The following is a 25306-nucleotide window of genomic DNA, read 5'->3' as shown; positions in this document are numbered from 1 at the left end:
TTTAGGCGCGGATTACACGGATCACACGGATTTTTATTCTTTAAACCGTGAAATCCGCGTAATCCGCGCCTAATTTTAAATCTTTATGTAAAGTGAGCCTGTTATCTTCTTATCAGGCCCTTTTTATTTACTTTTAGATTCCTGCTAGCTCCAGTACTTTTTCAACAGCTGCCGGTAGGCCGTCAGTGTTTTTACCTCCTGCGGTTGCAAAGTGAGGTTGGCCACCGCCGCCACCTTGAATCAACTTGGCAGCTTCTTTCACCAGATTACCGGCTTTCAGACCACCCGCAACCAGGTTGTCGCTAAGCATGACTGTCAGCATCGGTTTACCGTTGTCTATACTTCCGGCAACGAAGAACAGGTTTTCTGTAATTTCGCCACGAAGTTGGAAAGCTATATTCTTCACTACTTCTGCCGGTAGCGGAGCACAGAACTTAACCACTTTGATGCCGTGAATTTCCTGTATATTCTTCAACAGTCTTTCCTTCAGAGCTGCTTCTTTTTCTTTCATGAAGTCTTCTACCTGCTTCTTCAATCCTGCATTTTCATCCAGATATTTGCGGATTGCAATACCCAAATCAGGAGCATTGTTGAAAAGAGCTTTCAAATCACTAAGTGTATCTTGCACTGTATCCAGCAATTCTTCTACACGCGCTCCGGTATAGGCTTCGATACGACGAACACCGGCAGCAACAGAACTTTCCGACATGATTTTCACCATACCGATATTTCCGGTTGCAGCTACGTGTGTACCTCCACAGAATTCAATAGAAGAACCGAACTGGATCACGCGTACTTTGTCACCATACTTTTCACCAAAGAGAGCGATAGCCCCCAATTCTTTAGCTTCCTCGATAGGAATGTTGCGGTATTCTTTCAAAGGAATATTGGCACGAACTCTCGCATTGACGATATGCTCTACCTTACGGATTTCTTCATCGGTCACTTTCTGGAAGTGAGAGAAGTCGAAACGTAATGAATCCGGTGTAACCAATGAACCTTTCTGTTCGATGTGTTCACCCAACACTTCACGCAAAGCAGCATCCAACAAGTGAGTTGCCGAGTGATTGGCTGCGCAGGCAGCACGTTTGTCAGTGTCTACACAAGCCATCATCGGAGCTTCCGGATGTTCGGGTAACTTTTTGGTAATATGTATCGGGAGATTGTTTTCTTTCTTGGTATCGATCACTTCAATCGTTTCGAATTCGCTTACCAATACGCCGGTATCACCGACCTGGCCACCACTTTCTGCATAGAATGGAGTATAGTCAAGTACAATCTGATACAATGTTTGGTTCTTTTGTTTGATCTGGCGATAACGAAGGATAGAAGCTTCGTATTCAGTGTAATCGTAACCAACGAATTCGGTCGTACCTTCTTTCAGCACAATCCAGTCACCAGTCTCGATAGCGGCAGCATTACGTGCACGCTGTTTCTGTTGCTGCATTTCTTCATTGAACTCTTCAATGTTGACAGTCATTTCGTTTTCACGGAGAATCAGTTCTGTCAAGTCGAGTGGGAAACCGAATGTATCATATAACGTAAAGGCATCCTTACCGCTGATTTCTGTTTTTCCGCTGGCTTTGGTATCTTCCATGGTCTTGTCCAGTAAGCGGATACCTGTTTCCAGTGTGCGGAGGAATGATTCTTCTTCTTCCTTGATTACTTTTTCAATCAGTGTTTTTTGTGCAACCAGTTCAGGATAAGCTTCTCCCATGTTATCAATCAATACAGGAAGCAACTTATACATAAATGCCTGTTTCTGTCCGAGGAAAGTATATCCGTAACGAACGGCACGGCGAAGGATACGGCGGATCACATAACCTGCTTTCGCATTAGAAGGCAACTGACCGTCTGTGATAGAGAATGCAATGGTACGGATATGGTCGGCAATTACACGCATGGCGATGTCCTGCTGCTTGTCTTTTCCGTATTCTGTACCCGACATGGCTGCAATAGCTTTTAGTATTGGCTGGAATACATCTGTGTCGTAGTTGGATGTTTTTCCTTGTAAAGCCATACAAAGACGTTCGAATCCCATGCCGGTGTCAATAACCTTGGCTGGAAGCGGCTCAAGGCTGCCATCTGCTTTGCGGTTGTATTGCATGAATACGAGATTCCAGATCTCAATCACCTGTGGATGATCGTGGTTCACGAGGTCGCGACCGGAGATCTTGGCACGTTCTTCAGCAGGACGAAGGTCGATATGGATTTCGGAACAAGGTCCGCAAGGTCCTGTATCACCCATTTCCCAGAAGTTATCGTGTTTGTTACCGTTGATGATGTGATCTTTTGGCAAGAACTGTTCCCAGTAAGAAGCAGCTTCGTCGTCACGGCTCAATCCTTCTTCGGGACTTCCTTCAAATACGGTTGCATAGAGATGTTCCGGATTCAGTTTCAAGACCTCTACCAGATATTCCCACGCCCAGCTGATTGCTTCTTTCTTGAAGTAATCGCCAAATGACCAGTTCCCAAGCATTTCAAACATGGTGTGGTGGTAGGTGTCGTGTCCAACTTCTTCCAGGTCATTATGTTTTCCGCTAACGCGCAAACATTTCTGCGAGTCCGCGACTCTTTGGTATTTCGCCGGGTGGTTACCCAAAATAATATCTTTAAACTGGTTCATCCCCGCGTTCGTAAACATCAGGGTAGGGTCATCTTTAATCACCATCGGAGCCGAGGGGACGATGTGGTGTCCTTTCGACTCAAAGAAATTCTTGAATGAATCTCTGATCTCTTTTGCAGTCAACATATTCTTCTATATATCTATCGTTGAGGTTAATATTCTCAAAAAACTGTGCAAAGATAGCTTGTTTTTATTACTTTTGCCGTATTAACAAGCGAAATATTTCCAAAAAGATGCGCAAAGTATACTACATCTATAATTCAAAGACCCAGACTTATGATCGAATTTACCCTACCGTACGGCAGCGTGCGCTTAGTATCCTGCGCCGGCTTTTCTATGGAATGGGGTTGGGAGCAGGTTGCTTTATTGTATTGCTTCTGATTTTTGGCTCTCCATCGGAGAAAGAATTAAGAATTGAGAACAGCCGTCTTTTGGCACAGTATAATGTACTTTCCCGTCGTCTGGACGACGCTATGGGAGTACTTCAGGATATCCAGCAGCGTGACGATAATTTGTACCGGGTGATTTTGCAGGCCGATCCTGTTTCTCCGGCTATCCGCCAAGCTGGTTATGGCGGGACGAACCGTTACGAAGAACTGATGGATTTGGCGAATTCTAAGTTGGTAGTGAATACGACTCAAAAACTGGATGTGCTCTCCAAAAGACTGTATATTCAGTCGAAATCTTTCGACGATGTGATTGATATGTGTAAGAACCATGATGAGATGTTGAAATGTATTCCGGCTATCCAGCCTATTTCGAATAAAGATCTTCGTCAGACAGCATCCGGTTATGGTACACGTATCGACCCTATTTACGGTACGACAAAGTTTCATGCAGGTATGGACTTCTCTGCTCATCCGGGAACAGATGTATATGCTACCGGAAACGGAACTGTAGTGAAAGTAGGATGGGAGACCGGATATGGGAATACCATCGAAATCGATCATGGTTTCGGATATCTCACTCGATATGCTCACTTGCAAGGATTTAATACGAAAGTCGGAAAGAAAGTAGTGCGTGGTGAGATTATCGGAAAAGTGGGGAGTACAGGAAAGAGTACCGGTCCGCATTTGCATTACGAAGTGCATGTGAAAGGACAGGTCGTGAATCCGGTCAATTATTATTTCATGGACTTGAGTGCCGAAGATTATGAAAGGATGATTCAGCTGGCAGCCAATCATGGTAAAGTATTCGATTAAAATCTTTAAACAGGAGTGCTATGCTTAATACAGATAAAGAATTGAAGCTATATTATTCAATAGGAGAGGTTGCCGATATGTTCGGAGTCAACCCGTCGTTACTCCGTTTTTGGGAAAAGGAATTTCCGCAAATCTCGCCTAAGACAGCAGGAAGAGGAATACGTCAGTATCGTAAGGAAGACGTAGAAACGATCGGACTTATCTATCATTTGGTCAAAGAGAAAGGGATGACACTTCCCGGTGCCCGGCAACGTTTGAAGGATAATAAAGAAGCTACAGTTCGTAATTATGAGATCGTTAATAAGCTGAAAGCGATCAAAGAAGAGCTTTTGGCCATTAAACGCGAACTGGATGGGCGGGAATAAATGAAAGCTATTCCTCTACACGGCTCACCTGTTTGATATTCTGTATTTTCTTCAGATTGTTGCAGATAGTTTTTACATCATCCACATCATGTACCCACAACTGGATTTTTCCTTCAAAGATGCCATCTTCGGTTTCGATGGTCAGCTTACGGATATTTACATTGAGCTGTCTGGAGATGACTTGGGTGACTTCATTCAAAAGTCCCATGTTGTCTATACCTTTTATATATATATATACCAGGAAAGATAGTTCTTTATGTGTATCCCATTCGGTCGCTAATATGCGGTTGCCATAGCTGCTCTTCAATTTGGCGGCAACAGGGCATTGGCGCTTGTGAATAATGATCCGGTCGTTTTCATCCACATATCCCAATACATCGTCACCGGGAATAGGATGGCAACATTCGGCCATGATATATTTCTTCTGCAAACTTTCTTCCGTCAGTTTGAGCACCTCTTTCGGGTTGATTTTTTCTTTTTCCTGCGGTTCTTTCTCTTCCTGCTTCTCTTTGCTATTGCCGAAAGAGAAAGTCAGATATTTCTTCCAGTTACTGGTTTGCTTTTCTTTCAGTTCATTCTTGTCTGCTTCTCCCAGAACGATTGCTTTACTACCAATGGCAGCCAGCAACTCTTCCTCATTCTTGGCATTATGCAGTTTGCGTAGCTTTTCGATAACAGCTTCTTCCGGACGGACTTCCTCCTTTTTCAGAAACTCACTAAGGATTTCTTCTCCTATCTTCTGATTTGCTTTACGCTCTTTGCGGAGAATGGCTGCTATCTTGGCGCGGGCACGGGCAGTGGTTGCAAAAACTTCCCATTGCGGTTGTACGCGTTGCGATTTTGAAGTCAGGATTTCAACTTGGTCACCACTTTGCAATTTGTGGCTCAACGGCACTAATTTATGATTGACTTTAGCGCCAATACAATGGCTACCAATATCCGTGTGCAGGGAAAATGCGAAGTCGAGAGCCGTAGAGTTCTGCGGCATAGTCTTCAGTTCGCCTTTAGGAGTGAACACGAATATTTCGGAAGCAAATAAATTTAGCTTAATGGTATCCAGAAAGTCGATGGCATCCGGTTGCGGATCATCTAATATCTCCTTAATCGTTCTCAACCATTTTTCTAATTCGCCTTCATCCTCGCTACCTCCTCCTTCTTTGTATTTCCAGTGGGCTGCGAAACCTTGTTCGGCAACGTCGTTCATCCGTTCACTACGAATCTGGACTTCAATCCATTGTCCGTTGTTACCCATCAGAGTGACGTGCAATGCCTGATAACCATTAGCTTTAGGATGGCTGACCCAGTCGCGCAAACGGTCCGGATGGGGTTTGTATATCTTGGAAATAGAAACGTAGATATCGAAACAGTCGTTGAGTTCTTCTTCTTCATTGCGTGGTTCGAAGATGATTCGAACAGCCAGTAAATCGTATATTTCTTCGAAAGGAACATGCTTGGTCTGCATCTTGTTCCAGATGGAATAGATTGATTTTACACGGGCAAGTATCCGGTATTTCAATCCCATCTTATCCAGTTGGGTACGGATCGGGGCTGTGAAGTCGTTGAAGACCTTGTCACGTTCAGCGGCAGTAGCATTCAACTTCTCTTCTATTTCCGCATATTCTTCGGGATGTTCATATTTGAAGCTTAGATTCTCAAGCTCCGTTTTTATCTTATAGAGCCCCAAACGGTTGGCAAGTGGAGCATAGATGTAAAGCGTTTCGCCTGCAATCTTATATTGCTTGTTGGGTAACATGGAGCCAAGAGTACGCATGTTATGCAAACGGTCCGCTATCTTGATAAGAATGACCCGGATATCGTTCGACATGGTGAGCAGTAACTTCTTGAAGTTCTCTGCCTGTGCCGAAGCACGATCACCGAAGATTCCACCGGATATTTTAGTCAGTCCGTCCACAATCTGGGCAATCTTCGGACCAAAGATATTCTCGATGTCTTCCACTGTGTAATCAGTGTCCTCTACCACATCATGCAGCAAGGCTGCACAAATAGAAGTGGAACCGAGACCTATTTCATTGCATACAATGCTGGCAACGGCAATCGGGTGCATAATATAAGGTTCACCCGAACGGCGTTTGATTCCTTTATGCGCCTGATTGGCAAAGTTGAAAGCTTTCGTAATGATTTCAACTTTTTTGCGATGTTTAGTATTGAGATAGTCATTCAGTAGTTCGTGGAACGCCTGATTAATCATCTCTTCGTCAGCTATTTCTTTGGGGGCCAGATTATCCATAATTGTTATCCTTTCACTTGCTTAGTTCTGCAAAAATAAGCAAATTTCCGAACGATGCAAGCAGGAAGTTATTTATTTGTATATTTTCAATCGTTTTCCTGCTGCAATTTTAGTGTTAGACATTCCATTCCACCTTTGTATATCCTTGATTGTGACGCCATACTTTCCGGCGATAGTGGATAAAGTGTCTCCACTTTTTATTGTGTAATAGGTCAGTTTCCCCTTACCGGCAACTGCTGTTGTCGTTTTACGGGTTGCAGGTGTAATATCCTTTACAGCAACGGTTTTGCGGTTGCGGAACAACTCATCGGCACGATGTGCATAAATCGTATCTTGCTTATCGATAAAAGTACTGATCGCGTCGATAGGGAGTCTTAGCGTATAAGGTTTGCTGTCACCCGGAATCATTTGCTTCTTATATTGCGGATTCAAACTCTTGATCTGATCCAGAGGTACATTACAAAGGTCAGCGATTTGTTCGAAGTGCAGATTTTGGTTTACTTGCACTGTGTCAGTACTTGCCGGAATATTGGTTTCCATCGGGCAGATATTGTGGTCGCAGTAGTAAGTCATCACGTAGTTGGCAGCGATAAAGGCAGGCACATAACCACGCGTTTCTTTAGGCAGGTAATTGTAGATTTTCCAATAATCAGTTTCGCCATTGGCACGGCGGATTGCCTTATTGATTGTACCGGGCCCACAGTTATAAGCAGCAATTACCAGATTCCAGTCTCCATAGATATCATACATTTCTTTGAGATAACGAGCGGCAGCCCAAGTTGCTTTAATCGGGTCACGACGTTCATCTACCAGGCTGTTTGATTCCAAACCATAAATCTTACCTGTACCAATCATAAATTGCCACAGACCGGAAGCACCTGCACGTGATACGGCTGATGGGTTCAACGCAGATTCGATAATCGGCAGATATCTTAGTTCCAGTGGAAGTCCGTATGCATCCAGTGCTTCTTCAAAAATAGGCATATAGAAGTTGCAGGCACTTAGCATGAAAGAAACCTGATTGCGCAAGCGTCCTGCATACATATCGATGAATTTGCGGATAATATCATTATAAGGCATTTCCATGATGGCCGGGATGCGTGACAAGCGGTCGATATAGACAGAGTCACTGAATAAAGGATTGATTTCAGCCGTACTGCAATCCTTGCCTAAATCAATATAATTTTTAGCTTTCCAGTCATTCAACAGACTGTCAAGTGGATAAGTCATACTTTTAGGCAGGTCGATGCTTTCTTTGCGTTCAGTTCCATTTTCACGAATCACTACATCTACACTTTGCGCTTTTACCTGCGACGTGGCCACTAGTAAAAGAAAAATAATCGAACAATAGCTAACTAATTTCTTCATGCTTCAATAATAAGATCAATCTAAATTGTGTTTTTAAAATCGTAATACGCATTGCAGGCCAACCGACTTGTTTTTAAAGCTGTTGGAGCGGAACTGGTTGTTATTATCAATAACGGCCGGCTCTACTTTCATGCTCAAGTCGGGGGTTATATCGAAGTTGGATAACTCCGCATCTACATAAGCGTCGATGATAGAGATCAGGTAAACTCCGATAAATGCAAATATACTAAGGTCCCGATAACGACGGAACATATCTTTTCTTCTTTTTAAGGTGTTTTTCAGCTGCTCCTCATTATAAGTGGAGTTCGGGGGCAACAAATCCTCGTAACTTTTGGTGTTCGGATTGCTGTCCATGATGTCCAGATAGGCTTGCGAATAGTCTTTGTACATCTTGCCGTTCCAGCTTAACGCGTAGGCACAACCTGCAAACCCTCCATATATAATAGGTAGTTTCCAGTATTTACGATTGTAAATTTGTCCTCCACCGGGGAATACGACTGCCAGCCAGGTAGCTTTGGTCGGATTCGGGATAAATATCTTCTTGTTAATATCTTGAGTCGTTGGCGGTACACTGTCGGTCTTTACAACAATCGATGACGGCTGTTCTATCTTTTTCAGCTCTTTCTTGTTGGCTGCGTCCAGACTGTCTGCTATCTGTATCTTGGCAGCTGACAAGCTGTCGATGGCCGGAAGTTCTTTGGAGGGTATGATCCGGATAGAATCCTGTCTTGTCGAATCCTGTGCAATCGGTTCGCGATGCCTTCGTGCACGGGCTTTCGGTGCTTCACGCTGTATGATTGTTGTATCTTTCCGTACTGGAGTAACAGTGGACTGTGCATACACATCAATCCCTGCCACCTGTAAAAAACAGAGAAGCAGGGCGCTGACTAGTAACTGATATTTCTTACTTTTTCTTGTCATTTACTTCTTTAGCGTATCGAAGATTTCCATGATACGTTCCAGTTCCTCCTCGTTACCGAAAGGAATACTGATCTTTCCCTTTCCCTTTTCAGAGCAGGTGAGTTGTACCTTGGTGTTGAAAAAGCCAGAGAGTTGTTGCTTCAATAAGTTGAACTCTTCGGGAAGTTTGGTACGTTTCGGTGTTATTTTCCGCGTACCGCTTTTCACCGCTTCTCCTTCGCTTAATGATTTAACAATTTCTTCTACTTTGCGGACTGAATATCCGTGCTCTTGTATTTCTTCGAATATTTTAACTTGTAGTTTCGGGTCGCCTAATGAAATCAGCGCACGGGCATGTCCCATGTCCAACTGCTTGTTTTGCAGGGCCATCTGTATGGGAGCCGGCAATTTTAGTAAACGCAGGTAGTTGGCGATTGTCGTTCTTTTCTTTCCGATACGTTCGCTAAGACGTTCCTGTGTCAGTTCATACTGATCGAGCAGATGCTGGTAGGCAAGTGCGATTTCTACGGCATTCAGGTCTTCACGCTGGATATTTTCAATCAGCGCCATTTCCATCATGTTTTCGTCGTCGGCGGTGCGTATATAAGCAGGGATTGTTTTCAAGCCTGCTCTTTGTGAAGCGCGATAACGACGTTCTCCCGCGATGATCTGATATTCATCGTCCGAGAGTTTGCGTAAAGTAATAGGTTGGATGATACCGATTTCCGCAATGGAATCAGCCAGTTCCTGCAACGCTGTTTCGTCAAACTCACGGCGGGGCTGGTTAGGATTGACAGTAATCTTTGCCAGCTCTATTTCATTAATGGAAGAAGACCCTTCGGTTTTCACATCATCCATTGAGAGCAAGGCGTCTAAACCGCGTCCTAATGCATTTCTTTTTTGTGTTGCCATATCTTCTTCTTTTATTTATTTCGGTTGATAATCTCTTTAGCAAGAGCCAAGTGGTTCTTGGCACCGGTAGATTCCGCATCGTAAAGGATGGTCGGAACACCGTAGCTGGGAGCCTCGCTCAATTTTACATTTCGTTGAACAACGGTATTGAACACCAGTTCTTGAAAATGCCGTTTCACTTCGTCATAGATCTGATTAGCCTGACGCAGACGAGAATCATACATCGTCAGCAGGAAACCTTCGATCTCTAAAGCCGGATTCAGTTTCGACTTGATGATTTTAATGGTATTCAATAGTTTGCTGATACCTTCAAGAGCGAAATATTCAGCTTGAACGGGAATAATCACCGAGTCCGCTGCCGTTAGGGCGTTGATCGTGATTAGTCCTAATGAAGGAGAACAGTCTATCAGAATATAGTCATATTCTTTTTTCAAAGGAGTGAGTACTTCCTTCAGTATCTTTTCTCGGTTTGGGAGGTTCAGCATTTCAATCTCTGCCCCTACAAGATTGATGTGCGAAGAGATCACTTTCAAAGAATCAATCTCCGTGTCAAGGATAGCGTCCTGTACGTTGGCTCTGTCAATAATACACTCATAGATAGTGCATTCCGACTGCTTGATGTCTACTCCCAGACCGGAAGAGGCATTAGCTTGCGGGTCGGCATCTATCACGAGTACCTTTTTTTCCAGTGTAGCAAGTGAAGCTGCGAGGTTAATCGTAGTCGTTGTTTTTCCTACACCACCCTTTTGATTGGCCAAAGCAATAATTTTTCCCATATTCTCTAAATTTATTGGCAGCGAAATAAGTGATAAATCCTTAGAGCGCCTACGAAAAAAGAGAAACTTTGCAATTTCTGTTGATAAGTCGCCTGTTTTGTTAATAACTGTCGGACGAAACGGTTACAAAACTTCAACAGGTTGCATCATCTACTTTTCTCTTTAACGAGCTTGCAAATATACATATTTATATTGGATATCTATTTCTTTTTTTGCTCGCTTGCAGAAGATTAAGATTTGTAAACGGGTAGGAATGGGGTGGAAAGAGACTTTTCGATCTGATGCAGGGAGGTGTTTGGCGGTACGGCTTCTTTTTGTTACTTTTGTGCGAATATAAAAAAGGAAAGGATTGAAGATATGGAAAATGAAAAGCCGTTGATACTTGTTTCAAATGACGATGGCGTGATGGCTAAAGGGATTAATGAACTGGTGAAGTTTCTTCGCCCTTTGGGAGATATTGTGGTAATGGCACCTGATGCTCCGCGTTCGGGCAGTGGTTGTGCGCTGACGGTGACGCAGCCTGTTCATTACCAGTTAGTAAAGAAAGAGGTAGGTTTAACTGTTTATAAATGTTCGGGAACGCCGACCGATTGTATCAAATTGGCACGGAACACAGTGCTCGACCGGACACCGGACTTGGTAGTCGGTGGTATCAATCATGGGGATAACTCCGCCACTAACGTGCATTATTCCGGCACGATGGGAGTGGTGTTCGAAGGTTGTTTGAATGGAATCCCTTCTATTGGCTTCTCTTTGTGTAATCATGAACCTGATGCCGATTTTGAAGCTGCTGGACCTTATATTCGCAGTATTGCCGCCATGGTACTGGAAAAAGGACTTCCTCCTTTGACCTGCCTGAACGTAAATTTCCCGAATACAACCGATATCAAAGGAATCAAAATCTGTGAACAGGCAAAAGGTCGTTGGACGAACGAATGGGCTGCCTGTCCCCGTCTGAACGATCCGAATTATTTCTGGTTGACCGGCGAATTTACCGACCACGAGCTTGAAAATGAGAAGAATGATCATTGGGCTTTGGCAAATGGCTATGTTGCTATCACTCCGACCACGGTTGATGTGACAGCTTATCACTTTATGGATGAACTTAACAAATGGTTTAATTAGTTGATAAATGATAGGTGATAAGCGATAGATGTTGAGTTGAGAATCGGTTACAAGACACGACTTAGTGGTTGTCATGTTTTAATTTTCACCTATCATTTATCCCCTATCACCTATCACCTATCATTTATCCCCTATCACCTATCAACTATTATGAAGTATTATTTGATTGTCGGCGAAGCTTCCGGCGACTTGCACGCTTCTCATCTGATGGCTGCCTTAAAGGCCGAAGATCCGCAGGCTGATTTCCGGTTTTTCGGAGGTGATTTGATGGCTGCCGTTGGAGGAACGATGGTGAAACATTATAAAGAACTGGCGTACATGGGGTTTATTCCCGTGTTGCTCCATCTGCGCACTATCTTTGCAAATATGAAGCGTTGTAAAGAAGACATTGTTTCCTGGCAACCGGATGTTGTTATTCTGGTGGACTATCCGGGATTCAATCTGGATATAGCCAAGTTTGTCCATGCAAAGACACAGATTCCGGTTTATTATTATATTTCTCCGAAGATATGGGCGTGGAAAGAGTATCGCATTAAGAATATAAAACGAGATGTAGACGAACTTTTTTCCATTCTTCCTTTTGAAGTAGATTTCTTCGAAGGAAAGCATCAATATCCCATTCACTATGTTGGAAATCCTACCGTGGATGAGGTGGTGGCCTATCAGGAAGCTCATCCGAAAAATAAGGATTTGTTTATTGCGGAGAATCAACTGGAAGATAAACCGATAATAGCTCTTCTTGCAGGTAGCCGGAAACAGGAAATCAAAGATAATCTGCCGGATATGTTGGAGGCGGCTTCTGCTTTTCCTGATTATCAGCTTGTTCTGGCGGGTGCTCCTGCCATTGCTCCCGAATATTATAAAAAATATGTAGGAGAGGCGAAAGTGAAAATCATTTTCGATCAAACCTATCGTTTGTTGCAACACGCAGATGTGGCTTTGGTCACTTCAGGCACGGCTACTCTTGAGACGGCATTGTTCCGTGTTCCCCAAGTCGTTTGTTATCACACTCCGATAGGGAAAATAGTTTCCTTCTTGCGGCGTCATATCTTGACCGTGAAATTTATTTCGTTGGTTAATTTGATTGCCGACCGTGAAGTGGTAAAAGAGCTGGTGGCGGATACGATGACCGTGAAGAATATGCAGAGTGAATTGAAAAATATCATTGGAAATGAAGCATATAGAAATGAAATGCTTTCGGGATATGAATATATGGCTGAACGGTTGGGACCTGCCGGTGCTCCCCGTCGTGCAGCTCGTGAAATGCTGCATTTGTTGAAAAAATAACTTTCTTTTTCTGAATAAACGTAAAGCCGATGCAGTAATTGCACGGCTTTTTTATTTATTAAGCAGAAGACTAAAAAAGAAAGGAAAAAAGATATGAAAAAATTTAAGTGGCTTTTAGGAATGTTGTTATTGGCATTAGTGCCAATGTTGCAATCATGTGATGATGATGGCTATTCTATCGGAGACTTTAGCTGGGACTGGGCGACCGTTCGTGCAACCGGTGGAGGAGGCTATTATTTGGAAGGTGATCGTTGGGGATTGATTGATCCGGTTGCTACTTCCATACCTTGGTTTAAACCGGTGGACGGTGAACGTGTAGTGGCTTTTTTCAATCCTTTGTATGACATGGAAGGAGGAAAAGGAGTTCAGGTGAAGATGGAAGGTGTACAGGAATTGTTGACAAAGGAAGTAGAAGATATGACCACAGAGGAAGAAGCGGTGGAATTCGGCAATGATCCTATCCTGATTTATCAGGGTGATATGTGGTTGGGAGGAAAATTCCTGAATGTAATTTTTCGTCAGGAACTGCCTCGCTCGGAGAAACATCGTATCAGTCTTGTGCAAAATAAGATAGAAACGGGAGAACCGTCAGAACCGGGAACATTGAATGTGGCTGAAGATGGTTACGTACATTTGGAACTGCGTTATAATACGTATGAGGATGTAACCGATTATTGGGGATGGGGACGAGTTTCTTATAATCTGGAAAAGTTCTTCCCAACGGAGAAAGATTCTGAATCAACAATGAAAGGTTTTAAAGTGACCATAAATTCAAGAGAACATGGAGAAGGAAGAGTGATCGTTCTTGATCTGGATCATCCGGTAGGTGTGCCGGAAGCTGCGAAGGATGTACACTCCACTTCTTCGATCCGATAACCTAACTATGATTTACTGTGTGTGAAAAAGGTCGGGATACTTCTATCGAAGTTCCCGACCTTTTGTATTGTGTGCAATTCTAATCGATGAGAAAAACTCCTGTTAGAACCACGTTAATGCATATAGATAAACGACTGCTGCCGGTATAGCCATCAAAGAACTGTCAAACCGGTCGAGCATCCCTCCATGTCCCGGAAGGATATTTCCCGAATCCTTTACGTGCAATTGGCGTTTTAGCAATGACTCCGTCAGGTCGCCCCATGTGCCAAATATAACCACTACCAATGCCAGTCCTGCCCATTCAATCATTGACATAAATGGGAAGTAGTGAGCAAGTATAAAAGATACTCCGATTGCTACAACTCCGCCGCCGATAGAACCTTCCCATGATTTTTTCGGGGAGATGCGTTCAAAGAGTCGGTGTTTGCCTATCAGTGAACCGATGCAATAAGCACCCGTGTCATTCAGCCAAAGGAAAATAAAGATGGATAACGGTAGAATCGGATTATAGCTTATGCTACTGAATTCCGACGCTGGGTCGTTATGGAAAGCCAATACATTTAGCAAAGCAAAAGGCAGGCCGATATAAAGTTGGCTAAGCATCGAATAAGCCCAGTTAAGTACCGGGTTCTCCTTTTTCAGATACAATTCGCTAATCATCATGTAAAGCAATAAAAGCACATACGGGATGAATATTTTCGAATCGGCTGCATCAATGCAGAATCCCATGATTGCGAGGAATAAATAAGCCCCGCCGAGCATATTAATGGTTTTGTTTATCTTGACTCCTTCTGCGCGCATATTTACCAGCTGTGCAAACTCATAAATAGTCAGTGCACTGATAGCGGTGAACAGAATGCCAAAACTGAATGCATCATAAAGGATGCACCCTACCAAGATGGCAACGAAGAGTACACCTGTAATAGCTCGTTTTATGAAATTATTAATCAAAATCTATTCGTTTTAATTAGTTGGACTCGTTAGCTTGTTCTTCTCCATTAGACTTACCCTCTACGGTAACTTTGCCTTCCACTGTAACCTTGTTACCCGCTGCGGCAACTTTGGTGTCAATGGGTGCTTGTTCCTCTGCAGTATTTTCAGCTTCCTCTTCTTTGATTTCTTTTTCTTCTTCTTTCAGCTTTTGGGCAAGTTCCCTTTCAGCTCTTGCAGCATCCTGGCTTTCTTTAGCAGCCATGATTTCTTCCGAACGCGAAGCCCAGGGGCGTTTGCCGAAGATACGTTCAACGTCTTCTGCGAAGATTACCTCTTTGTCAATCAGTAATTGTGTCAGTTCGTTGTGACCTTCTTTATGCTCTGACAGAATTCTCTTGGCGCGTTCATACTGTTCGTTCACCATTCTCTTTACCTCTTCGTCAATTAGTTCGGCTGTCTTTTCGCTGTATGGACGATTGAAAGAATATTCATCGTTGTTGTAATAACATAAATTCGGCAGCTTGTCGCTCATACCTAAATAAGCAATCATACCATATGCCTGTTTGGTCACTCTTTCCAAGTCGTTCATGGCACCAGTTGAAATGCGGCCAAGGAATAAATCTTCAGCGGCGCGTCCTCCTAAAGTGGCGCACATTTCATCCAACATCTGCTCCTTAGTAGTAATCTGACGTTCTTCCGGCAGATACCAGGCAGCTCCCAATGCACGTCCGCGGGGAACGATAGTTACCTTAATCAACGGATTGGCATATTCCAATAACCAGGAGATAGAGGCGTGTCCTGCTTCATGCAAAGCGATGGAACGTCTTTCAGCTTCCGTAGTAATCTTGGTTTTCTTTTCCAGACCACCGATGATACGGTCTACCGCATCCAGAAAGTCTTGCTTGCCTACAAATTTCTTTCCGTGGCGGGCAGCAATCAGTGCAGCTTCATTGCAGACATTGGCGATATCCGCACCCGAGAATCCCGGAGTTTGGCGAGCCAGCAAGTCTACATCAACACTATCGTCTATTTTGATCGGGCGCAAATGCACACCAAATACTTCTTTACGTTCATTCAAGTCAGGCAGATCCACATGTATCTGACGGTCAAAACGTCCTGCACGGAGCAACGCTTTATCAAGTACGTCTACACGGTTAGTAGCAGCGAGGATAATCACACCGCTGTTGGAACCGAAACCGTCCATCTCTGTCAATAACTGGTTCAATGTATTTTCACGTTCGTCATTTCCTCCCATTGCAGGATTCTTGCCACGAGCACGTCCTACGGCATCAATCTCATCGATAAAGACGATACAGGGAGCTTTTTCTTTAGCCTGTTTAAACAAGTCGCGAACACGGGATGCACCTACACCCACAAACATTTCCACGAAGTCAGAACCTGCCAGTGAGAAAAAAGGAACATTAGCTTCACCCGCCACAGCTTTGGCAAGCAAAGTTTTACCGGTTCCCGGAGGGCCTACCAGCAATGCTCCCTTAGGGATCTTACCTCCCAAATCCGTATATTTCTGCGGTTCCTTCAAGAACTCTACTATTTCCTCTATTTCTTGTTTAGCTTCTGCCAAACCCGCTACATCCTTAAATGTAATCTTGATGGCTCCGCCTTTTTCAAAAAGCTGGGCTTTTGATTTTCCTACGTTAAATACACCACCGGGGCCACCACTGCCACCTCCGCTCATACGGCGCATGAAGAAGATCCATAACGCTACAAGCAAGACAAGCGGGAGTATCTGAATCAGGATTGCGGGGAAAATATCCGATTTGGGCGGATAGTCAGAAGAGCCGTCAAAATGACCGGCTTCCTTTTCTGCCTGCAAAAACTCTTCCAGTTTATCGGTAGATGGCGTTCTACTTGTAATGATAGGGTTACGTCCTACTTTGGTAGAATCTGCTCCAAAAACAGCTCCTACAGCAGTCGGTTTAAGAAAAGCTTCGATTGACTTATCTTCATAACCCAATACTTTGCTTACATAGCCCTTTTTTACGTAGTCCTGAAACTCACTGTAAGTTACAGCTTTGCTTCCAGCTCCCTTTGAATCACTGCCCCACCAGAGGCCGAGAAGCATAAGGGCAATAATCATATACATCCAGTTCAGGTTGAACTTAGGCATATTAACCTTATTATTAGGTTTATTGCTATTGTTATTATTGCTATTATTGCTATTATTATTGTCCATAATCATTAATTAGTCTAGATCGGGGATTTGAGTGAGTTTGGCATCTGCCCAAAGGTGTTCAAGATTATAAAAAGCTCTTACTTCCGGCAAAAAAACGTGTACCAGTACGTCGGCATAGTCCATTGCCACCCATTCTGCATTCCGGAGCCCATCGATTGCATAAGGTTTGCTATCCGCACCTTTGCGTGTAAATTCCTTGATTGAATCTACAATGGCACTCACTTGACTAGGAGAATTTCCCTGACAGATAACGAAATATTTACAGATGGTATCTTCTATGCTGGTTAAATCGGCAACGATTATCTTTTTACCTTTTTTCTCTTGAATTCCTTCTTTTATTTTTTCAATTAATACTTTAGTATCGTTCATTCCTGTAATTGAGATTAATAATTTATGTTCTCTATTTGTTTATAACAAAAAAAGGCAACCCTTTGTTTCTGATTATAAACGTGATATTTTTGACAAATATACGCTGATTTATTGGATACAAGAAAGTTATCCCTCAATTTTTGTGTTTTTTAGTGGAGATACTTTTGTTTAGAAAGCTTATTTGGACATTTTTGCAAAAAAAATATCAGAATTGTTTTGAATTCCCAAAATATTTGTATCTTTGCACCCGCAAACGAAAATCATTGGGCTATGGTGTAATGGTAACACTACAGATTCTGGTCCTGTCATTCCTGGTTCGAATCCAGGTAGCCCAACAAATCAACGTCAATTTAGATAGAACCCTGCTAAGAATTAAATCTTGCAGGGTTTTATTGTTTTCTGACATTTATAGTCAGAAGAAACACATATTTGCTGTGAAAAGAATACGTGGGGTTGATGTTTAATAAATAAATCCTTAAAGGCTGTATAAGCTTGTTTGCTAGAAAAGAGAAACCGGTTTTATTGCTCAAGCGAGCATAAAACCGGTTTCTTTTATTTCTCTAAATCGGGCAGAGGATTATTCTTCTGCTTTAATTGATTCGTCGATTACTTTAATTTTTTGTAATACTAGTTCCAAGTCTGCTTTCAGCTTGTCTACCTTGCGGTTTAGTTCAGTCAACAAGCTGCTGCCTTTCTTGGAAGTAGAAGTCAGGAAGCCCAGATTGTTCTCATAAGTCTGAAGTTCGTTCTTCATATTCTCATAAGTGCGCACTAGTTTCTCACGTTCTCTATATAAAGATTGAGTTCCGCCTCCCTGGATATTGCTGATGTTCGAACGGAAGTTGCTTAACTTCTTGTTGGAAGCATTGATATTGAAACGGTCGAATAACTGATCGATCAATCCGTGATATTGCTTGTATAGCTTATCTTTTTCTTTGAACGGCACGTGACCGATAGAATTCCATTCCTTCATCAAATCCCGAACCAGATTGCTCGCTTCTTCAGTATCCATGTTCTCATCGATAGCGGATAACTTTTCAATCAATGCTTTCTTCTTTTCCATATTCTCTGTTTCGACAGAGCGTTGTGAAGAAGTAGCCTTGTTCTTTTGCTCAAAGAAGTAGTCGCAAGCAGTGATGAAACGTTTCCAGACAGCATCCGAATGTTTCTTGGCTACCGGTCCGATGGTCTTCCATTCTTTTTGAAGTTTGGTCAGCGCATCGGCAGTAACTTTCCAGTCCGTGCTGTCTTTCAAAGCTTCCGCTTTTTCGCAGAGTGCTTTCTTCTTTTCCAGATTCTCGTTCATACCTTCTTTCAAGCTCTTGAAGAATTCTCCTTTCTTCTTGAAGAAATCATCGCAGGCATGGCGGAAACGTTCGAAGATTTTCACATTCATCTTTTGAGGTGCAAAACCGATGGTTTTCCATTTGTTTTGCAGGGCAATCACTTCCTGAGTCTTATTTTCCCAAGCAGAGAATGTCTTCAATTCATCATACTCAATCGCTTCAACGATTTCGCAGATTACGGTCTTTTGGTCCAAATTGTGCTGCTCGGCCTCTTTCAGCGACTCGAAGTGCTGCTGATGACGGCGGTTGACAGCGGTAGAAGCGGCTTTGAACCGATTCCAGATCTCATCACGCAGTTCTTTGGCTACCGGACCTGTATCGCGGAATTCCTGATGCAACTTCTGCAGTTGGTGGAAAGCGGAAACCACGTCCTCCTCGTCAGCCAGCTTTTCAGCAGCTTCGCAGAGGCGCGTCTTGATTTCCAGATTCTTTTTGAAGTCGTATTCACGGAATTCATTGTTCAGTTTCAATAAATCGTAGAACTTCTCTACATATAATTGATAGTTTTTCCAAAGTTCATTCACTTTGCCTTGCGGTACCAATTTCGTGTCATTCCATTGCTGTTGCAGCTTCTTGAATTCTGTATAAGATTTGTTGGCATCATCTCCGGATTCCACCAATTCTTTCAGTTCTTCGATAATGGAAAGTTTCACTTGCAGGTTTTCTTCCTTCTGGCGTTCCAATTCAGCAACCTGTCTGCTGCGTTTTTCCTTGATAACCCCCATCAGACGTTTGAATTCTTCCTCTGTCGGGTCCTCTTGGGCAACAAAATCTTCAATGTTTCCACCGTTGTCTGTAAACTGTACCTTAGCAGCTTCCAACTCGGCATTATGTAACTTGTAGAATGATTGTTTCAGATTGTCAATTTCCTGCTTGTTCGCATTTTCGGCATCTTGCGCAAGCTCTTTCAGCTGGTTTAGTACATCTTCCTTAGTGGCAGGTTTAGGGGCTGCTTCAGGTTGAACTTCGGCAGTAACTTCTTCAGTCGGAGTCTCTGTAATAGCTTCAGAAACCTCGACTGTTTTCTTTTCTTCTTCTAATTCCCCTTGGTTCAAGGGTTGATTAGTGTCATGAGCGTCCATCATTGTATATTAGTTTTGGGTCACAAATTAATGAAATAAAACGATTACTTCATACTATTTTGCTTATTTTTTTTTGTTTATCGTGTTTTTATGACAATAAAACGGTTATTCCCATGTACAACATCATTCCAATGATGTCATTTGTAATGGCTATAAACGGTCCTGTTGCAATTGCAGGATCAATCTTTAGCTTCTCCAGAGTCATTGGTACCAGTGTTCCGAAAATGGAAGCGAACATAACCACGGCAAACAGGCTGATGGATACGGAATAAGTCACCGTAGCTGTTGCACCGAACCGGATAAAGTTGTAGGTGTATACTAATAAGGAGATAATCGTGGCATTGATTAATGCTACTACTGCTTCCTTGGTGACTTGCTTGAATGTGTTTTTGGCATCCAGCGAACTGTTTGCCAAGCCTTGTACGATGATTGCCGAAGATTGTGTTCCGACATTTCCTCCTGTACCACCGATCAGCGGGATATAAAGTGCCATTTCGGGATGAGCGGCAAAAGTAGCATCGAAATTTCCCAATATCATAGAGTTCCCGATTCCGCCGATCATACCGATTAATAACCAGGGGAGGCGGGCAGTGGTCTGTTTCAATACATTATCGTCTGTTTCTACGTCCTGCGAAAGACCGGATGCCAACTGATAATCACGTTCCGATTGTTCACGAACTTCATCCATGACGTCGTCGACGGTGATTTGTCCTACAAGCCGGCCGATACTGTCGATGACGGGGATGGCCACCAAGTCGTACTTTTCAATCGCCTGTACCACCTCATCAATGGGAGTATCTACATGCACGGAAATCGGATCTTTCTGCATCACGTGTTTCACCTTGGATACAGAAGGAGACGTAATCATCTTTTTGAGCGGGAAGATACCTCGCAGACGTTCGTCGTCGTCGATGACATATACATAATAGATTTCGTCCAGCTCTTCCGCCTGTTGACGCATCTCTTTCAAACATTCGGGCATACTCCAGTTCTCGTTGACGAGTACCATTTCCGTACCCATTAAACCACCGGCGGTATTTTCGTCGTATTTCAACAAGTCGACAATGTCACCTGCCTGTTCAATGTCCTCAATGTGCGAAAGAACCTCTTCCTGCTTATCTTCATCGAGTTCACGCATCAGGTCTACGGCATCGTCCGTATCCATGTAGTCAACGAAGCGTTTGGCGATTGTCTCCGAAGGGAGCATTTCGAGTAGCTCTTTACGAGCGTCTTCGTCCATTTCGACAAGTACGTCGGCGGCAATTTCGTTGTCGAGCAGGCGATAGATGAACTTGGCCGCTTCCGGATTCAGGTCATTGCACAATTCGGCGATGTCGGCCGGATGAAGGTCGATGAGAAGCCCTTTTACCGTATCGGCGTCTTTTTGCTCAATAAGGTGTTTAACGTTGTCAATGTATTCCTCGTTCATCGTTGTCAATTACAAATTACGAATTACAAAATCCAGTTCTCTGCTCACTGCTGCCCGTCAGTCGGTTGTTGCCTGCCGTCTTTAATGCTTCTTCCACTTTATTGGTCAGGTCTATAAATTCTGCTACCGATAGTTGTTCCGGGCGTTTATTAAATAATATGTCCTCCGTGAGTGGACAATCTTTGCCTAAAATAGGTTTGATAGAGTTGCGTAATGTTTTGCGTCGTTGGTTGAAAGTCGTTTTCACTACCTGTTTGAACAGTTTCTCATCACATCCCAATTCTTTAGTCTCGTTGCGCGTCATGCGGATGACAGCGCTTTTCACTTTTGGGGGCGGGTTGAACACATGTTCGCTCACTGTGAATAAGTATTCCACTTTGTACCAAGCCTGAATCAATACGCTAAGGATGCCGTAAGTCTTGCTGCCCGGTCCGGCTGCAATACGTTCGGCTACCTCTTTTTGAATCATTCCCGTACAGCAGGGGACGATATCTTTGTTGTCCAGCATCTTGAAAAAGATCTGGCTGGAGATGTTATACGGATAATTACCGGTCAGTACGAAAGGTTTGCCGTCGAATAGCCGGTGAAGGTTCATTTTCAGAAAGTCATCTTCGATGATGTGGTCCTCCAATGACGGATAAGCTTCGCGAAGATAGGCAACCGACTCATAGTCAACTTCTACGACCTTTATCAACCGGTCTTTTTTCACCAGAAACTGGGTCAATACTCCCATACCCGGTCCCACCTCCAAAATAGGCAGTTCGGGGAAAGTGTCGACAGTATCGGCAATATCTTGCGCAACTTTCAGATCTTTCAGAAAGTGCTGTCCGAGAAACTTTTTAGGCTTTACTAATTTCATTTACCAACTAAATAATTACTTTTGCAGCCGACAAAGGTAATTCTTTTAAATGAAGAATGAAGAATTAAGGATGAAGAAACTATTAAAAAAGACACTGAAACTGATATTACCGGTTGTTTTAGGCGGCTTTATCTTATTCTGGGTGTATCGCGACTTTGATTTTACAAAAGCGGGCGATGTGTTATTACACGGTACAAATTGGTGGTGGATGCTCTTCTCATTAGTGTTCGGGGTGTTCGCACAAGTCTTTCGTGGATGGCGGTGGAGACAGACACTGGAACCGTTGGACGCTTTCCCGAAAAAGAGCGATTGTGTGAATGCTATCTTCATTTCTTATGCTGCCAGTCTGGTAGTTCCCCGGATCGGGGAAGTGAGCCGTTGCGGGGTTTTGGCGAAATATGATAACGTCTCGTTTGCCAAGTCGTTGGGAACAGTCGTTACGGAGCGACTGGTTGATACGTTGACTATTCTTCTTATTACAGGCATCACTGTTTTACTTCAATTACCTATCTTCGTCACCTTTCTTCAACAGACCGGAACAAAAATACCCTCTCTTGTTCATCTTTTGACTTCAGTATGGTTTTATATCATCCTGTTCTGTTTTATCGGTGTGGCGATCCTTCTTTATTATTTAAGAAAAACGCTGTTCTTTTACGAACGGGTGAAAGGCTTTGTACTTAATATATGGGAGGGGATTATGTCTTTAAGGGGAGTGCGTAACATTCCTCTCTTTATTTTTTATACACTGGCTATTTGGACGTGCTACTTTCTCCATTTCTATTTCACATTCTATTGTTTTGCCTTTACAGCGCATTTAGGTATTCTGGCGGCATTGGTCATGTTTGTGGGCGGTACGTTTGCCGTGATTGTGCCTACTCCCAACGGGGCGGGGCCGTGGCATTTCGCTATCATTTCTATGATGATGCTTTATGGAGTAAATGTGACGGATGCCGGAATCTTTGCCCTGATTGTACACGGTATTCAAACCTTTCTGGTTGTTCTGTTGGGCATCTATGGATTTGCCGCTCTGCCATTCACCAATAGACATCGAGGGTGAAATTTTAGCTAAAACTGTGTATTCTTAAATGTTTTTGTTGACGTCCTTTGCCATCTGAAAACTTTTCCATAACTTGGCACTGTTTAATTATTAGATTTAAAATCGTTTTAAAATATTTATTATGAGTACCATTCTTTCTTTAGCTCCACAAAATGTGTGGAAGCATTTTTATTCGTTGACACAGATTCCTCGTCCGTCAGGACACATGGAAAAAATAACTGAATTTCTTCTTGGTTTCGGAAAAGGCTTGGGCTTGGAGTCTTTTGTAGACGAAGCAGGTAATGTGATTATCCGTAAACCGGCAACTCCGGGTATGGAAAACCGGAAAGGTGTAATTCTTCAGGCGCACATGGATATGGTTCCGCAGAAGAACAACGATACTGTACACGATTTTGAAAAAGACCCGATTGAAACTTATATAGACGGTGACTGGGTGAAAGCAAAAGGTACTACTTTGGGTGCGGACAACGGACTGGGAGTAGCTGCCATCATGGCCGTGCTGGAAGCAAAAGACCTGAAACATGGTCCTCTGGAAGCTCTTATCACTAAAGATGAAGAAACCGGTATGTACGGTGCATTTGGTTTGAAGCCGGGCACCCTGAACGGTGAAATTCTGTTGAATCTGGACTCGGAAGATGAAGGTGAATTGTATATCGGTTGTGCCGGAGGTATGGACGTAACTGCTACCTTGGAATATAAGGAAGTAGTTCCCGAAGCAGGAGATATCGCAGTGAAAGTTACTTTGAAAGGATTGCGCGGCGGACATTCGGGATTGGAAATCAATGAAGGGCGTGCCAATGCCAATAAGTTATTGGTTCGTTTCGTTCGTGAAGCGGTTGCCAGCTATGAAGCCCGTTTGGCTAGCTGGGAAGGTGGTAATATGCGTAATGCTATCCCGCGTGAGGCGCATGCGGTTATTACCATTCCGGCTGAAAATGAAGAAGAACTGCTGGGCTTGGTGAAATACTGCGAAAACCTGTTCAATGAAGAATATTCGGCTATTGAAACTCCGATCAGTTTTACAGCTGAACGCGTAGAACTTCCTGCCGGTGAAGTACCTGAAGAAATTCAAGACAATCTGATTGATGCAATCTTTGCTTGTCAGAACGGTGTGACACGTATGATCCCTACTGTTCCGGATACGGTAGAAACGTCTTCCAACCTTGCTATTATTACGATTGGTGAAGGGAAGGCAGTCATTAAGATTTTGGCTCGCAGTTCAAGCGATAGCATGAAGGAATATCTGACTACCAGCTTAGAGTCTTGTTTCTCTATGGCAGGGATGAAGGTAGAGATGACAGGCGGATATTCCGGTTGGCAACCTAATGTAAATTCTCCGATTTTGCATGCGATGAAGTCATCCTATAAACAGCAGTTTGGCGTAGAACCTGCAGTGAAAGTGATTCACGCTGGTTTGGAATGTGGTATTATCGGTGCTATTATTCCGGGATTGGACATGATTTCTTTTGGTCCGACTTTGCGTTCACCGCATTCGCCGGACGAAAGAGCGTTGATTCCTACCGTACAGAAGTTCTATGACTTTCTGGTGGCAACTTTGGAGCAAACTCCAATGAAATAACGTATTTCTCTTTATATAAATATTCTCCTATTATATAATAGGTAACCATAGTGAAGGCACGGATGATATTTCATCTGTGCCTTTTGTCATATTTATTGCAGCGTATATTACAATTCTGCTGTATAACAAATAAATTAATTGATGCAAATCAAGAAATATGCTATAAAACATAAATTTCTCTCTTTTTTAGATCAATGTATAAACAAAGGCTGTATTTTTGTGTTGTAAAACATATAATTAGGAGGATAACAAAATGAAAAGTTTAAAAAGATTGTTTAGAAAGATCGGCGAAGCCGATGTACATGTTTGGGGATATTCAACAATTAATACCAAACCAAACAAGTAAGTTTTATTTTTTAGTTTTCAGGAATTAGTAATTTTAAAGGTTTAAAGATTATGGCAAAGAAAATGAGTTCTTTAGTTAGAAAAATCCTTAGTGAAGTAGGTCGTAATGAAATGCTTTCATGGGGGTACAGAATTGAAAAATGAGAACAAGTACATTAACTAAGTTTAGAGTGGGGATACGTTATTAAATACGATATCCCCATTTTTTATATCTAAAATTTTACATAAAGTTGTTTTTTGTACTGCTACAAATCCTGTATATCAATTAACTATCACAGGATTAGTGTAAGGTGCAAGATACTTTTGCATTTTTGAACTTGTAAGAGATAGGTGAATCTTATTGCAGAAGATAAACTTTTCAATTAAACAACAAACGGAGTGGCAGCCTTTGGACTTTTTATTTTATTCCAAAGTGAGTTGATTAATAG

Annotated in this window: 19 protein-coding genes and 1 tRNA gene; 8 read left to right on the top strand and 12 right to left on the bottom strand. The window is 42.9% G+C overall.

Annotated elements, in window-relative coordinates; translation table 11 throughout:
- Nucleotides 1-133 precede the first annotated feature (133 nt).
- Nucleotides 134-2752, bottom strand: a complete 2619-nt coding sequence (gene alaS / locus AAHJ11_RS06825) for an alanine--tRNA ligase (protein ID WP_074638093.1) — start codon at nt 2750-2752, stop codon at nt 134-136.
- A gap of 107 nt (nt 2753-2859) precedes the next feature.
- Between alaS and AAHJ11_RS06820 the strand changes: the two genes are divergently transcribed.
- Together AAHJ11_RS06820 and AAHJ11_RS06815 are read left to right on the top strand one after the other, a co-directional pair.
- Nucleotides 2860-3828: a M23 family metallopeptidase gene (locus AAHJ11_RS06820; protein ID WP_074638095.1), complete on the top strand. Its 969-nt coding sequence runs from the start codon at nt 2860-2862 to the stop codon at nt 3826-3828.
- Nucleotides 3829-3848: 20 nt separating this feature from the next.
- Complete coding sequence (locus AAHJ11_RS06815; RefSeq protein WP_004301384.1) at nt 3849-4193, top strand: MerR family transcriptional regulator; 345 nt, start codon at nt 3849-3851, stop codon at nt 4191-4193.
- Between the two features lie 7 nt (nt 4194-4200).
- Here AAHJ11_RS06815 and AAHJ11_RS06810 read toward each other — a convergent pair whose 3' ends face one another.
- The 5 genes from AAHJ11_RS06810 to AAHJ11_RS06790 all read right to left on the bottom strand — a co-directional run bounded on the left by AAHJ11_RS06810 (nt 4201) and on the right by AAHJ11_RS06790 (nt 10397).
- Nucleotides 4201-6441: a RelA/SpoT family protein gene (locus AAHJ11_RS06810; protein ID WP_008776780.1), complete on the bottom strand. Its 2241-nt coding sequence runs from the start codon at nt 6439-6441 to the stop codon at nt 4201-4203.
- A 72-nt stretch (nt 6442-6513) separates the two neighbouring features.
- Nucleotides 6514-7809 (bottom strand): lytic transglycosylase domain-containing protein, encoded by a 1296-nt coding sequence (locus tag AAHJ11_RS06805; protein WP_074638096.1) that lies wholly within the window; start codon nt 7807-7809, stop codon nt 6514-6516.
- 33 nt (nt 7810-7842) lie between these two features.
- Nucleotides 7843-8730, bottom strand: a complete 888-nt coding sequence (locus AAHJ11_RS06800; RefSeq protein WP_148366463.1) for a DUF5683 domain-containing protein — start codon at nt 8728-8730, stop codon at nt 7843-7845.
- Nucleotides 8731-9621 carry a ParB/RepB/Spo0J family partition protein gene (locus AAHJ11_RS06795; protein WP_413579220.1) on the bottom strand — a complete coding sequence of 297 codons (891 nt, stop codon included), beginning with the start codon at nt 9619-9621 and terminating at the stop codon, nt 8731-8733. It lies immediately after the preceding gene.
- An 11-nt stretch (nt 9622-9632) separates the two neighbouring features.
- Nucleotides 9633-10397: a ParA family protein gene (locus tag AAHJ11_RS06790; RefSeq protein ID WP_122135576.1), complete on the bottom strand. Its 765-nt coding sequence runs from the start codon at nt 10395-10397 to the stop codon at nt 9633-9635.
- 357 nt (nt 10398-10754) lie between these two features.
- On the opposite strand from AAHJ11_RS06790, the gene surE reads away from it, so the two are divergent.
- From surE to AAHJ11_RS06775, 3 genes are all read left to right on the top strand, one after another.
- The gene (gene surE, locus AAHJ11_RS06785) at nt 10755-11522 is read left to right on the top strand and encodes a 5'/3'-nucleotidase SurE (protein ID WP_148366462.1); all 768 of its coding nucleotides are present in this window, start codon (nt 10755-10757) and stop codon (nt 11520-11522) included.
- 150 nt (nt 11523-11672) lie between these two features.
- Complete coding sequence (gene lpxB, locus AAHJ11_RS06780) at nt 11673-12809, top strand: lipid-A-disaccharide synthase (protein WP_259011366.1); 1137 nt, start codon at nt 11673-11675, stop codon at nt 12807-12809.
- Between the two features lie 93 nt (nt 12810-12902).
- Nucleotides 12903-13685, top strand: coding sequence for a NigD-like protein (locus AAHJ11_RS06775; protein WP_148366460.1), 783 nt, complete (start codon nt 12903-12905; stop codon nt 13683-13685).
- Nucleotides 13686-13787: 102 nt separating this feature from the next.
- Here the strand turns inward: AAHJ11_RS06775 and AAHJ11_RS06770 are convergent, their stop codons facing one another.
- Genes AAHJ11_RS06770 through rsfS form a run of 3 tightly spaced genes read right to left on the bottom strand, consistent with a single transcriptional unit; the run spans nt 13788 to nt 17181 of the window.
- Nucleotides 13788-14636 (bottom strand): phosphatidate cytidylyltransferase, encoded by an 849-nt coding sequence (locus tag AAHJ11_RS06770; protein ID WP_195358420.1) that lies wholly within the window; start codon nt 14634-14636, stop codon nt 13788-13790.
- A 16-nt stretch (nt 14637-14652) separates the two neighbouring features.
- Nucleotides 14653-16812 (bottom strand): ATP-dependent zinc metalloprotease FtsH, encoded by a 2160-nt coding sequence (gene ftsH, locus AAHJ11_RS06765; protein ID WP_320975266.1) that lies wholly within the window; start codon nt 16810-16812, stop codon nt 14653-14655.
- A 9-nt stretch (nt 16813-16821) separates the two neighbouring features.
- The gene (gene rsfS / locus AAHJ11_RS06760; RefSeq protein ID WP_148366457.1) at nt 16822-17181 is read right to left on the bottom strand and encodes a ribosome silencing factor; all 360 of its coding nucleotides are present in this window, start codon (nt 17179-17181) and stop codon (nt 16822-16824) included.
- Between the two features lie 264 nt (nt 17182-17445).
- On the opposite strand from rsfS, the gene AAHJ11_RS06755 reads away from it, so the two are divergent.
- Nucleotides 17446-17516: transfer RNA gene (locus AAHJ11_RS06755), tRNA-Gln, on the top strand.
- A 242-nt stretch (nt 17517-17758) separates the two neighbouring features.
- Here AAHJ11_RS06755 and AAHJ11_RS06750 read toward each other — a convergent pair.
- From AAHJ11_RS06750 to rsmA, 3 genes are all read right to left on the bottom strand, one after another.
- Nucleotides 17759-19612 (bottom strand): DUF349 domain-containing protein, encoded by a 1854-nt coding sequence (locus AAHJ11_RS06750; RefSeq protein WP_148366456.1) that lies wholly within the window; start codon nt 19610-19612, stop codon nt 17759-17761.
- Nucleotides 19613-19697: 85 nt separating this feature from the next.
- Entirely contained in the window at nt 19698-21038 is a 1341-nt protein-coding gene (mgtE, locus tag AAHJ11_RS06745; RefSeq protein WP_099146489.1) for a magnesium transporter, read from the bottom strand.
- A 16-nt stretch (nt 21039-21054) separates the two neighbouring features.
- Nucleotides 21055-21897 carry a 16S rRNA (adenine(1518)-N(6)/adenine(1519)-N(6))-dimethyltransferase RsmA gene (gene rsmA, locus AAHJ11_RS06740; protein ID WP_320975265.1) on the bottom strand — a complete coding sequence of 281 codons (843 nt, stop codon included), beginning with the start codon at nt 21895-21897 and terminating at the stop codon, nt 21055-21057.
- A 70-nt stretch (nt 21898-21967) separates the two neighbouring features.
- Between rsmA and AAHJ11_RS06735 the strand changes: the two genes are divergently transcribed.
- Together AAHJ11_RS06735 and AAHJ11_RS06730 are read left to right on the top strand one after the other, a co-directional pair.
- Nucleotides 21968-22954, top strand: a complete 987-nt coding sequence (locus AAHJ11_RS06735) for a lysylphosphatidylglycerol synthase transmembrane domain-containing protein (RefSeq protein ID WP_074556839.1) — start codon at nt 21968-21970, stop codon at nt 22952-22954.
- A gap of 121 nt (nt 22955-23075) precedes the next feature.
- Nucleotides 23076-24533, top strand: coding sequence for an aminoacyl-histidine dipeptidase (locus AAHJ11_RS06730; protein WP_258979527.1), 1458 nt, complete (start codon nt 23076-23078; stop codon nt 24531-24533).
- Nucleotides 24534-25306 lie beyond the last annotated feature (773 nt).

The sequence above is a fragment of the Bacteroides sp. 90-K9/2 genome, assembly GCF_047310725.1.
In the GTDB taxonomy this organism is placed as follows: domain Bacteria; phylum Bacteroidota; class Bacteroidia; order Bacteroidales; family Bacteroidaceae; genus Bacteroides; species Bacteroides vicugnae.
This window is presented reverse-complemented; position numbering and strand designations above follow the sequence as displayed.

Excerpts from the sequence above, each read along its gene's own strand:
- rsmA (WP_320975265.1), bottom strand. The coding sequence starts at position 21,897 with ATGAAATTAGTAAAGCCTAAAAAGTTTCTCGGACAGCACTTTCTGAAA.
- AAHJ11_RS06800 (WP_148366463.1), bottom strand. The coding sequence starts at position 8,730 with ATGACAAGAAAAAGTAAGAAATATCAGTTACTAGTCAGCGCCCTGCTT.
- AAHJ11_RS06730 (WP_258979527.1), top strand. The coding sequence starts at position 23,076 with ATGAGTACCATTCTTTCTTTAGCTCCACAAAATGTGTGGAAGCATTTT.
- AAHJ11_RS06805 (WP_074638096.1), bottom strand. The coding sequence starts at position 7,809 with ATGAAGAAATTAGTTAGCTATTGTTCGATTATTTTTCTTTTACTAGTG.
- rsfS (WP_148366457.1), bottom strand. The coding sequence starts at position 17,181 with ATGAACGATACTAAAGTATTAATTGAAAAAATAAAAGAAGGAATTCAA.
- AAHJ11_RS06750 (WP_148366456.1), bottom strand. The coding sequence starts at position 19,612 with ATGATGGACGCTCATGACACTAATCAACCCTTGAACCAAGGGGAATTA.
- AAHJ11_RS06735 (WP_074556839.1), top strand. The coding sequence starts at position 21,968 with ATGAAGAAACTATTAAAAAAGACACTGAAACTGATATTACCGGTTGTT.
- surE (WP_148366462.1), top strand. The coding sequence starts at position 10,755 with ATGGAAAATGAAAAGCCGTTGATACTTGTTTCAAATGACGATGGCGTG.
- AAHJ11_RS06775 (WP_148366460.1), top strand. The coding sequence starts at position 12,903 with ATGAAAAAATTTAAGTGGCTTTTAGGAATGTTGTTATTGGCATTAGTG.
- AAHJ11_RS06820 (WP_074638095.1), top strand. The coding sequence starts at position 2,860 with ATGCGCAAAGTATACTACATCTATAATTCAAAGACCCAGACTTATGAT.
- AAHJ11_RS06815 (WP_004301384.1), top strand. The coding sequence starts at position 3,849 with ATGCTTAATACAGATAAAGAATTGAAGCTATATTATTCAATAGGAGAG.
- AAHJ11_RS06790 (WP_122135576.1), bottom strand. The coding sequence starts at position 10,397 with ATGGGAAAAATTATTGCTTTGGCCAATCAAAAGGGTGGTGTAGGAAAA.
- lpxB (WP_259011366.1), top strand. The coding sequence starts at position 11,673 with ATGAAGTATTATTTGATTGTCGGCGAAGCTTCCGGCGACTTGCACGCT.
- alaS (WP_074638093.1), bottom strand. The coding sequence starts at position 2,752 with ATGTTGACTGCAAAAGAGATCAGAGATTCATTCAAGAATTTCTTTGAG.
- AAHJ11_RS06810 (WP_008776780.1), bottom strand. The coding sequence starts at position 6,441 with ATGGATAATCTGGCCCCCAAAGAAATAGCTGACGAAGAGATGATTAAT.
- mgtE (WP_099146489.1), bottom strand. The coding sequence starts at position 21,038 with ATGAACGAGGAATACATTGACAACGTTAAACACCTTATTGAGCAAAAA.
- AAHJ11_RS06795 (WP_413579220.1), bottom strand. The coding sequence starts at position 9,621 with ATGGCAACACAAAAAAGAAATGCATTAGGACGCGGTTTAGACGCCTTG.
- ftsH (WP_320975266.1), bottom strand. The coding sequence starts at position 16,812 with ATGGACAATAATAATAGCAATAATAGCAATAATAACAATAGCAATAAA.